Raw genomic sequence first — 1,631 nt, 5'->3', positions numbered from 1 at the left:
CTTTGATGCAACGCTAGTGGGATAATAGTGGAATTCTACTTCTCACCATCGAGGTGCATATATGAAAATCCAATTTGTCCGCCCCAAAGAACTCATTCTGACCACACACGCAGGGCTGGCTACAGTCGGCGCCCTGCTTGCTCATACAAAGTTATCGAAGCGCTTGAATCATACTGTTGTTAAGGATGTTGAGCACCCGATTCACTCCCATGCGGATGTGATGAAAAGCTACTTGGGGTTGCTCTGTCAAGGCAAAAGTGACTTCGACCATATCGAACCCTTTCGCAAGGACGATGTCTTTTCCATTTGCATGCAGGTGAAAAAGGTGCCGTCCAGTCCTACCCTCCGCCAGCGCCTGGATGCGGCCGCATCCTCCGGGAAAGCGGACTGGAACCGGATCTTGCTGGAGGAGTCTGCCGATCTCCTTCGCAACATCCAGGCTCCGTTGACCGGTCTGTCCGCCGGCGGAGAAAGCTATATCCCGCTCGACCTGGATGTTTCCCCTTTCGACAATTCCGGTACCAAGAAGGAAGGGGTATCACGTACCTATAAAGGGACGGATGGCTATGCTCCCATCTTCGCCTATCTCGGTCAAGAAGGATACGGCATCAACGTGGAATTGCGGGAAGGCAGCGTGCATTGCCAAAAGGAAACGGATGTATTCCTGGAACAAAGCATTCGGTACGCCCGGCGTATCACGGACCGCAAGCTGCTCGTCCGGATGGATGCGGGAAATGACAGCCTGGACAATTTGCACGTCTGTCACCGGCATCCGGACACCGATTACATTATCAAAGTCAACCGGCGTAAATCGACAAAAGAAGCATGGCTTTCCATCGCCAAAACAAAAGGAATCGCGTGCCAGCAGCGAGAAGGCAAGACCGAGTATGTCGGCGCGATCGAGTTTGCGCAAAAAGGGTTCGACCGCAAGCTGCGGCAAGTCTTTCACGTGATCGAACGGACGATGGACCCAGACGGTCAACTGCTGCTCGTGCCCGAAATAGAAGTTCATGTGTACTGGACATCCCTTCGGTGTGCGCCTTGGCGCGTGATTGAACTTTACCGTGATCATGGCACAAGCGAGCAATTTCACAGCGAAATCAAAACCGATCTGGACCTGGAACGCCTTCCAGCCGGAAAATTCGCGACGAATGATCTGGTGTTGCACGCAGGCGTGTTCGCTTACAATCTCTTGCGCATCATGGGTCAAGAAAGCCTCCGTGAAGACGATGCGCCGATTCGGGGCAATGTGAAACGCAGACGTATTCGAACCGTGATCCAGAACATAATCTACATGGCGGCGCGATATGTCCGTCATGCGGGTAGAATCGCTTTTAACTTTGGCTGCAACAGTCCGTGGTTTCTCACCGCAAGACGCATCTATCAAGGATTGGCTTAAAAAAGGCCGGGCGACTTTCACCACGCGACTTTCATAACCAATGGAATCCCTGTAAAAAACCAGGTTTATTTGGCATGTCAAAAAACAAATGAAGCAGGCTGAATAGCTGTTTATGGTCATTCGATGACGTCAATATTTCCGTTAAACTACCCTCGGAGCCCGCGAAATTCCCGATTGGCAACTCGCTATTAAAGCAAGATCACGGATTCAGGAAAATGTGTAATTGGAGTTT

At 51.2% G+C, this 1,631-nt stretch carries 1 protein-coding gene; it reads left to right on the top strand.

Translation table 11 applies throughout. The features are described from left to right. Positions 1-61: 61 nt before the first annotated feature. Positions 62-1,399 (top strand): IS1380 family transposase, encoded by a 1,338-nt coding sequence (locus tag PACILC2_RS26015; protein ID WP_213531926.1) that lies wholly within the window; start codon positions 62-64, stop codon positions 1,397-1,399. The last annotated feature ends 232 nt before the right edge of the window (positions 1,400-1,631 follow it).

The organism is Paenibacillus cisolokensis (genome assembly GCF_018403665.1).
Lineage (GTDB): Bacteria > Bacillota > Bacilli > Paenibacillales > Paenibacillaceae > Paenibacillus_AH > Paenibacillus_AH cisolokensis.
This window is presented reverse-complemented; position numbering and strand designations above follow the sequence as displayed.

Excerpts from the sequence above, each read along its gene's own strand:
- PACILC2_RS26015 (WP_213531926.1), top strand. The coding sequence starts at position 62 with ATGAAAATCCAATTTGTCCGCCCCAAAGAACTCATTCTGACCACACAC.